The organism is Actinocorallia lasiicapitis, from assembly GCF_054778695.1.
The window spans coordinates 1-8506 of record NZ_BAAGZI010000268.1 but is presented as its reverse complement, the minus strand read 5'-3'; the positions used below and the strand labels follow the sequence as shown (position 1 = coordinate 8506).

The following is an 8506-nucleotide window of genomic DNA, read 5'->3' as shown; positions in this document are numbered from 1 at the left end:
CCGGGCAGTCGGCGGCGGGCGCGATGCCGATCCTGGTGGCGGTCTCGGCGCCGCCCAGGTCGGGCGTGTAGCCCAGGGTCGCGGGGAAGATCTCGCCGAGCGGCCGGTGCCGCCAGCGGCCGGCCAGTTCGGAGTCGCGGGCGGCCCGCCATTCTGGTCCTGCCGGCGGCCTGGTCAGTTCCGCCTGGATCCGCAGGATCGCCAGGACGACGACGGCGAGGCAGGCGGCCGAGGCCACGGCTGCCGTCCAACGGCCCGACGCGTCGCGCATGATGGAGATGTCTACCGCATCGCCGTGACCTGCGTCACCGCCGCACTACCTGAAAAGTTTCTTTCCGATTACCGCAGGACCTGCAGGACAAGGCATTATCTGGACGGCGCATCATCCACCGGTCATCCACCCCAGCGGACCGTCCCTCCCACGGGCCCCCGAAGCAAGGAGTCGTCCCCATGGCGGACTCGTGTGTCGTCGCCCTCGACGTGGGCGGAACGCGCATGAAAGCGGGGCTCGTCGACCAAGACGCGCACGTGATCACGGTGCAGATGCACGACACGGGGCGTGAGGACGGCCCCGGCGCCGTCACCGAACGGCTCGTCAACGTGGTCCAGGGGCTGACCGACCAGGCACGCGAGCGGGGGCTGCGGCCGTCGGGGGCGGGGGTGGTGATCCCCGGGATCATCGACGAGGTCAACGGGGTGGTGCGCAACGCCGCCAACATCGGCTGGCGCGACTTCCCGCTGCGCGGCCATCTGTCCCAGCATGTGGACCTGCCGGTGGCGATCGGCCACGACGTCCGCGCGGGCGGGCTCGCCGAGTCGGTGCTGGGCGCGGGCCAGGGCGAACGGGACATGCTCTTCCTGCCGCTCGGCACCGGCATCGCCGCCGCGATGATCATGGATGGACGTCCGTTCAGCGGCGGCGGCTACGGCGGCGAGATCGGCCACATGCAGATCGATCCGAACGGCCATGTCTGCGGCTGCGGGGCCCGCGGCTGCCTGGAGACGATCTCGTCGGCGTCGGCGGTGTCGCGGCGCTACTCCGAGCGGGCCGGCGTGCAGGTCAGCGCCGCCGAGGTGGCACGGCGCGTCCAGATCCGCGAGCCCCTCGCCCTGGAGATCTGGAAGGACTGCACCGACTCCCTGGCCACCGCGCTGCTCGCCTACATGAGCATCTGCTCACCCGCCCAGATCGTGATCGGCGGCGGGCTCGCCGAGTCGGGCGAGACCCTGATCGCGCCCGTCCGCGCCGAGGTCGAACGGCGGATGACCTTCCACCGGCCGGTCCGGATCGTCCGGGCGGCGCTCGGCGACCGCGCGGGCCTGCTCGGCGCGGCGCTGCTCGGCCGCACCGCCTGACCTGCCCTCCCGGCTTCCATCAGGTGAGACGGGATTTTCGGGAATGGTCCCGGCCGTGCGACAGTTGTGCCTGGACAGACGGTTACCCTGTGCGCCCATCTTCTGGAGTGGAACGTGTCTTTGCCTCCGCTGGTCGAGCCCGCGGCCGAGTTGACCCGTGACGAGGTCAACCGGTACTCGCGGCACCTGATCATCCCCGATGTGGGGATGACCGGGCAGAAGCGACTGAAGAACGCCAAGGTGCTGGTCGTCGGCGCCGGCGGTCTCGGTTCGCCCGCGCTCATGTATCTCGCCGCGGCCGGTGTCGGCACCCTCGGCATCATCGACTTCGACATCGTCGACGAGTCGAACCTGCAGCGCCAGATCATCCACCGCCAGGCCACCCTCGGCCTGCCGAAGGCCGAGTCGGCCGCGGCGACGGTGCGTGAGATCAACCCGCTGATCGAGCTGAAGGTCCACAACGTCGCGCTCGACCGCGACAACGTGATGGAGATCTTCGCCCAGTACGACCTGATCGTCGACGGCACCGACAACTTCGCCACCCGGTACATGGTCAACGACGCCGCCGTGCTGCTGAACAAGCCGTATGTGTGGGGTTCGATCTACCGGTTCGACGGCCAGGCGTCGGTGTTCTGGTCCGAGCACGGCCCCTGCTACCGCTGCCTCTACCCCGAGCCCCCGCCCCCCGGCATGGTGCCGTCCTGCGCCGAGGGCGGCGTCCTCGGCGTGCTCTGCGCGTCGATCGGCTCGATCCAGGTCAACGAGGCCATCAAGCTGCTGACGGGCATCGGCGAGCCGCTCGTCGGCCGGCTGATGATCTACGACGCCCTGGAGATGACCTACCGCCAGGTCAAGGTCCGCAAGGACCCCGAGTGCCCGCTGTGCGGCAAGAACCCGTCGATGACGGAGCTGCTGGAGGACTACGAGGCCTTCTGCGGCGCGGTCTCCGACGAGGCCGCCGACGCCGCGAAGGACTCCACCATCACGGTCGGCGAGCTGAAGGCCCTCCAGGACGCGAACGAGCCGATCTTCCTGATCGACGTCCGTGAGCCCAACGAGTACGAGATCGTGTCGATCCCGGGCGCGACCCTGATCCCGAAGGGCGAGTTCCTCAACGGCAACGCCCTGGAGAAGCTCCCCCAGGACAAGAAGATCGTCCTGCACTGCAAGTCGGGCGTCCGCTCCGCCGAGGCGCTGGCCGTGGTGAAGAGCGCCGGCTTCGCCGACGCCGTGCACGTCGGCGGCGGGGTCCTGGCCTGGGTCCGCCAGATCGACCCGAGCCTGCCCAGCTACTAGCAACACCCGCCGACGTGGCAGGATCCCCGTGTGGAGGAGTACGCGGAGCTGGTGCTGCAGGTCGTGGAGAGGATTCCGGCCGGGCGGGTCATGACCTACGGGGACGTCGCGGAGTATCTCGGGCGGGGCGGCCCGCGTCAGGTCGGACGGGTGATGGCCACCCAGGGCGGTGGCGTGCCGTGGTGGCGTGTGATCAGGGCCGACGGCCGGTTCCTGCCCGGCCACGAGGCCCGTGCCCGGGAGCGGTATCTGGCCGAGGGCACCCCGCTGCGCGGGGACGAGCGGGTCGACGTCCGGGCGGCCCGCTGGGACGGGGCCTGAAAAGGATCTAGGCCGACTTGCGGCGGGCCGGCGCCTTCTTCGCGGCCGGTTCCTTCTCGGCCGGCTTCTTGGCCGGGGGCCTGCGGGCCGCGGGCTTCTTGGCGGTGGCCGTCCTGGACTTCTTGGCGGCGTCCACGCTGGCCCGGAGCGCGGCCAGCAGATCGGTGGCGGCGGGCTTGTCGTCGGCCGCGTCCGCCGGCTGGACGACCTCCCGGCCCTCGACCTTCGCGTCGATGACGGCCTGGACGGCCTCCCGGTAGGCGTCGGTGTACTCCGACGGGTCGAAATCGGCCGCCATCGTCTCGATCAGGGACTCGGCCATGGCCAGTTCCTGCGGCCTGATCTCGAACTCCTCGTCGAGGAAGGGGAACGCGGGCTGGCGGACCTCGTCCGGCCAGAGCATGGTCTCCAGCACGAACACCCCGTCGGCGACCCTGAGAGTGGCCAGGGACTCCCGCTGCCGCAGCGCCACCTTGACCACGGCGACCTGCCCCGACTGCTCCAGGGCGTCCCTGAGCAGCACGTACGGTTTGGCGCCGTGGCCGTCGGGCTCCAGGTAGTAGGTCTTGTTGAAGTAGATCGGATCGACCTGGTCCAGCGGGGTGAACTGCAGGACGTCGATCCGCCGCGACGTGCTGAGCGGCAGGTCGGCGAAGTCCTCGTCGGTCAGCACGACCATCTCGCCGGTCGGCAGCTCGTACCCCTTGGCGATGTCGCCGTAGGGCACCTCCTCGCCGTCGATCTGGCAGACCCGCTTGTACTTGATCCGGCCGCCGTCCTCCCGGTGCACCTGGTGGAACGACACGTCGCGCTGCTCGGTGGCCGAGTACAGCTTGACGGGGATCGTCACCAACCCGAAGGAGATGGCTCCCTTCCAGATGCTCCTCATATTGGGCCCTTACCCAGGAGCGTCCGATTCGATTCGGGGTAAGGGATCAGGTGTGGAAGTGATCGAACCCATGCTGGCCACCCTCGCGGGGCTGCCGGACGATCTCGAGCGCTGGGCCCTGGAACTAAAGTGGGACGGGGTCCGGGCGCTCGCCTATGTGGAGTCGGGGGAGGTCCGGGTGGCGGGACGGCGCGGCCGGACCGTCACCGGCCACTACCCCGAGCTCGGCACCCTCGCCGACCTGCTCGGCGACCGCGACGCCGTGCTGGACGGCGAGATCGTCGCGTTCGCCGACGGCCGGCCCTCCTTCGAACGCCTCCAGCGCCGGATGCACGTCGCCCGGCCCTCCCCCACCCTGATCAGGACCGTCCCGATCAGATATGTGGTCTTCGATCTGCTGCGGCTGGACGGCGCGTCGCTCTGCGATCTGCCCTACACGCGGCGGCGGGAGCTCCTGGAGGAGCTGGACCTCGCGGCGGGCCCCGTCGAGGTGCCGCCGTACCTGCCCGCGGAGGACCGTGAGCAGGTCGAGGAGCTGCTGGCCTACACCCGGGAGGAGAACCTGGAGGGCCTGGTCGCCAAACGGCTCGACTCCAAGTACTCCCCGGGGCGGCGCACCACCCTCTGGCGGAAGATCAAGAATGTCAGGACCCAGGAGGTGGTGGTCGTGGGCTGGCGGGACGGCCAGGGGCGCCGCCACGGCGCGGTCGGCTCGCTGCTCTGCGGCTACTTCGACGGCGACGACCTGATCTTCGCAGGGCATGTCGGGACCGGCTTCTCCGACGCCGTCCTCGACGAGCTGGCCGCCCTGCTCGAGCCCCTGGCCAGGACCGGCACCCCGTGCTCCGGCGCGATCCCCGGGGAGGTCGCCAAGGAGGCCCACTGGGTGGAGCCCGTGCTCGTCGGCGAGGTGGCCTTCGCGGAGTGGACGTCCGAGGGGCGGCTGCGCCATCCGTCGTGGCGGGGCCTGCGCACCGACCAGGATCCCCGGGAGGTCACCCGTGAGTAAGGTCCAGATCACCGTCGACGGAAGGCAGCTCTCGCTGTCGAACCTGGACAAGCCGCTCTACCCGCACTTCACCAAGGGCGAGGTGATCGACTACTACACGCGGATCTCGCCGGTCCTGCTGCCGCATCTGGCCGCCCGCCCGGTCACCAGGATCCGCTACCCCGACGGCGTCGACGGGGTGAAGTTCTTCGAGAAGAACGCCCCGCGCGGCACCCCCGACTGGGTCGAGACCGCCCGGATCCCCACCCCGGGCGGCCGCACCGAGTCGGTCGACTACGTGCTGATCGACGGGCTGCCCGCCCTGGTCTGGTGCGCGAACCTGGCCGCGCTGGAGCTGCACGTCCCGCAGTGGAAGGTCGACGCGTCCGGCCGGCAGCTCGACAACGACCTACTGGTCTTCGATCTCGACCCCGGCGATCCGGCGACCTTCCGGGAGGCGTGCACGGCGGCGCTGCTCGTCAAGGACGTCCTGGCCGAGGACGGGCTGGACGCCTACCCCAAGAGCAGCGGCAAGAAGGGGCTGCACCTGTACGTCCCGGTCAAGGGGATCGACACGCCCGCCTACGCCAAGGGGATCGCGGAGCGGCTGGAGGCCGAGCACGGCGGGCTGGTCGTCAGCCGGATGGACCGCAGGCTGCGTCCGGGGAAGATCTTCCTGGACTGGTCACAGAACAGCGGGCCCAAGACGACCGTCGCGCCCTACTCGCTGCGCGCCGGCGCCTCCCCCTCGGTCTCCACCCCGCTGACCTGGGACGAGGTCGAGTCGGGCGATCCCGTGCGCTACTCCCCCGACGACGTCCTGGACCGGATCGAGGAGTACGGGGACCTGTTCGCACCGCTCCTGGACTGAGGACGTACGGTGAAATCATCGAGCCCTCACTCAGGGAGCTCGCCCGATGGGAGGTGTGAGCCATGCCGGATCCGCTGGACGAAGCACCCGAAGGCGACATTCTTGAACAGCTCTCCGAGGTGGTCGGAGACCCCCCGGAACCGTCAGGACCGGTGCCGTTGGAGGCCGATGAGGCCGACGTCACCGAACAGCGCCGGGAGATTCGGCTGGATGAGGACGAATATCGGTGAGTTATCCATGGTGACCCGCGAGGTTACCCGCGCGTAGGATGATGGGATTGTGCAGCCGTCGAACAACGGCTGGCGAAATTTGTCCCTCACCTCCATGGTGTTAGCAGAAGGAGCATGGTCGTGACCGCTACTCCGGACGCCCGTCCCCGGGGCACCCGGCTGCCGCGCATGGCCCGTCGGCGACAGCTGCTGGGCGCCGCGCAGGAGGTGTTCGTCGCGCAGGGCTACCACGCCGCCGCGATGGACGAGATCGCCGAGCGCGCCGGAGTCAGCAAGCCCGTGCTCTACCAGCACTTCCCGGGCAAGCTGGAGCTCTATCTGGCCCTGCTGGACGAGCACGCCGAAGGGCTGGTCTCGACCGTCCGCGAAGCGCTGGCCTCCACCCACGACAACAAGCTCCGCGTCCACGCCAGCATGCAGGCGTTCTTCGACTTCGTCTCCGGCGACGGCGAGGCCTACCGGCTGGTGTTCGAGTCCGATCTGCGGAACGTCGCGCAGGTCAGGGCCCGGGTGGAGCGGGCCAACCACAAGTGCGCCGAAATGATCGCCAAGGTGATCCAGGAGGACACCCAGGCGCCCGTCGACGAGGCCTACCTGCTCGGGATGGGCCTGGTCGGGATGGCCGAGGTCAGCGCCCGCTACTGGCTGTCGCAGCAGAAGTCGATCCCGAAGGAGACCGCGGAGAGCGTCATCGCCCGGCTGGCGTGGCGCGGCATCTCGGGTTTCCCGCGGACGTCCGCCACCGACACCGCCTGATCCAGCACCGCGAAGAGGGGCTCTCCCGCCTGGGGAGCCCCTCTTCGGCGTTGTGGCGGACCCTCCTGCCCCGGGGGAATATCTTGGGGAATCGGCCCGCAGCCGGTGTGGCGGATCTGCTATAGCGGGGAACCGCGGGTTGCCGGTACACTGGGTTGCGGAGTGTGACCGCGCGCGGCCGCTGGTTTTGTCGGACGATCAACTGAGACGATCGACTGAATCGCGGCTTGCGTCCACCCCGCGCAGTTCTACTTCATGCGGTCACCCACAACGAAGAAATCGACGGCTGGTCCCTCCCGCGCGAGCGCGCGGCTCAATCCTGAGCCTTGCTGCGCCGCGTACTAAGGCAGGTGTCAAGACTCGCCGCCCAACTACGGAGGCTGAAAGCCCTGACTACGTTCACCGACCTCGGGGTCATGCCCGAAATCGCCGATGCCCTCGCGAGCGAGGGCATCACCTCGCCGTTCCCCATCCAGGCCCTCGCGCTGCCCATCGCGCTCAACGGCTCGGACATCATCGGGCAGGCCCGCACCGGCACCGGGAAGACCTTCGCGTTCGGCATCCCGCTGCTCCAGCGCATCGCCCACGGCGGGAAGGCGCCCCAGGCGCTCGTCGTCGTGCCGACGCGCGAGCTGGCGATCCAGGTCCACGAGGACCTCGTGCTGGCGGGCGGCAAGCTCGGCTCGCGCGTCCTGGCCGTGTACGGCGGACGCGCCTACGAACCCCAGATCGAAGCGCTGCGGGACGGCGTCGACGTCGTCGTCGGCACGCCCGGCCGGATGCTCGACCTGGTCAAGCAGCGCTACCTCGACCTCTCCCAGGTGCAGGTCCTCGTCCTCGACGAGGCCGACCGGATGCTCGACCTGGGCTTCCTGCCCGACATCGAGCGGATCGTCGCGAAGCTGCCCACGCAGCGCCAGACGATGCTGTTCTCCGCCACGATGCCCGGCGAGATCATGAACCTGTCGCGCCGGTACCTGACGCGGCCGACCAACGTCCGGGCCGAGGCGCACGCCGAGTCCGAGGCGCAGCCGAAGGTCGTCCAGCACGTGTGGCAGGCCCACCAGATGGACAAGCCGGAAGTGCTCACGCGCATCCTGCAGGCCGAGGGCCGCGGGCTGACCATGGTGTTCTGCCAGACCAAGCGCACCTGCGACCGGGTCGCCGCCGAACTGACCCAGCGCGGCTTCCAGTGCGCGGCCGTCCACGGCGACCTCGGCCAGGGCCAGCGGGAACGCGCCCTGCGCGCCTTCCGCGCCGGCAAGATCGACGTCCTGATCGCCACCGACGTGGCGGCCCGCGGCCTCGACGTCGACGATGTGACGCACGTCGTCAACTACGAGTGCCCCGAGGACGAGAAGGCCTACGTCCACCGCATCGGCCGGACGGGCCGCGCCGGACGCGAAGGCATCGCGATCACCCTGGTCGACTGGAACGATCTCCAGCGCTGGAAGCTGATCAACAAGGCGCTCGGCATGGACGTCGCGACGCCCGAAGAGACCTACAGCACGTCCCCGCACCTGTACGAGGTGCTGAACATCCCGACGACGGCCACGGGCGTCCTGCCGAAGGACCAGCGCAACACCCGTGAGGGCCTCAACGCCGAAGCCCTCGAGGACATCGGCGAGACCGGCCGGCAGCGCACCCCGCGCCGTCCCGAGCCGGTCGAGGAGCGCGCACCGCGCGCCCGCCGCAACCGCAACCGCACACGGACCCGTTCGGGCGTCCCGCTCCTGGAGACCACCCCGGCACAGGACGAGCCCCGCCGCCCGTCCGAGGCCCCCGAGTCCGAGGCCCCG

Annotated in this window: 9 protein-coding genes and 1 pseudogene; 8 read left to right on the top strand and 2 right to left on the bottom strand. The window is 69.9% G+C overall.

Annotated features, from left to right (window positions below):
- A pseudogene (locus ACYVE7_RS24130) lies at window positions 1-271 on the bottom strand (hypothetical protein); the annotation flags it as partial.
- Window positions 272-450: 179 nt separating this feature from the next.
- Here ACYVE7_RS24130 and ACYVE7_RS24125 point away from each other — a divergent pair.
- From ACYVE7_RS24125 to ACYVE7_RS24115, 3 genes are all read left to right on the top strand, one after another.
- Window positions 451-1356 (top strand): ROK family protein, encoded by a 906-nt coding sequence (locus ACYVE7_RS24125; protein WP_460367457.1) that lies wholly within the window; start codon window positions 451-453, stop codon window positions 1354-1356.
- Between the two features lie 114 nt (window positions 1357-1470).
- Window positions 1471-2652 (top strand): adenylyltransferase/sulfurtransferase MoeZ, encoded by a 1182-nt coding sequence (gene moeZ / locus ACYVE7_RS24120; RefSeq protein WP_460367456.1) that lies wholly within the window; start codon window positions 1471-1473, stop codon window positions 2650-2652.
- A gap of 30 nt (window positions 2653-2682) precedes the next feature.
- On the top strand, window positions 2683-2973 hold the full coding sequence (locus ACYVE7_RS24115) for an MGMT family protein (RefSeq protein WP_460367455.1): 291 nt from the start codon (window positions 2683-2685) through the stop codon (window positions 2971-2973).
- A 7-nt stretch (window positions 2974-2980) separates the two neighbouring features.
- On the opposite strand, the gene ku is transcribed toward ACYVE7_RS24115, so the two are convergent.
- Window positions 2981-3862, bottom strand: a complete 882-nt coding sequence (gene ku / locus ACYVE7_RS24110) for a non-homologous end joining protein Ku (protein ID WP_460367454.1) — start codon at window positions 3860-3862, stop codon at window positions 2981-2983.
- Between the two features lie 58 nt (window positions 3863-3920).
- Between ku and ligD (ACYVE7_RS24105) the strand changes: the two genes are divergently transcribed.
- The 5 genes from ligD (ACYVE7_RS24105) to ACYVE7_RS24085 form a co-directional block, all read left to right on the top strand.
- Window positions 3921-4871 carry a non-homologous end-joining DNA ligase gene (gene ligD, locus ACYVE7_RS24105; RefSeq protein WP_460367452.1) on the top strand — a complete coding sequence of 317 codons (951 nt, stop codon included), beginning with the start codon at window positions 3921-3923 and terminating at the stop codon, window positions 4869-4871.
- Window positions 4864-5721 carry a non-homologous end-joining DNA ligase gene (gene ligD / locus ACYVE7_RS24100; protein WP_460367451.1) on the top strand — a complete coding sequence of 286 codons (858 nt, stop codon included), beginning with the start codon at window positions 4864-4866 and terminating at the stop codon, window positions 5719-5721. Before ligD (ACYVE7_RS24105) ends, ligD (ACYVE7_RS24100) begins: the two co-directional genes overlap by 8 nt.
- A gap of 62 nt (window positions 5722-5783) precedes the next feature.
- On the top strand, window positions 5784-5951 hold the full coding sequence (locus tag ACYVE7_RS24095) for a hypothetical protein (protein WP_460367449.1): 168 nt from the start codon (window positions 5784-5786) through the stop codon (window positions 5949-5951).
- Window positions 5952-6071: 120 nt separating this feature from the next.
- Window positions 6072-6707 carry a TetR/AcrR family transcriptional regulator gene (locus tag ACYVE7_RS24090; RefSeq protein WP_460367448.1) on the top strand — a complete coding sequence of 212 codons (636 nt, stop codon included), beginning with the start codon at window positions 6072-6074 and terminating at the stop codon, window positions 6705-6707.
- A gap of 416 nt (window positions 6708-7123) precedes the next feature.
- Window positions 7124-8506: DEAD/DEAH box helicase (locus ACYVE7_RS24085; RefSeq protein WP_460367445.1), on the top strand; the 1383-nt coding region annotated here is incomplete at its 3' end.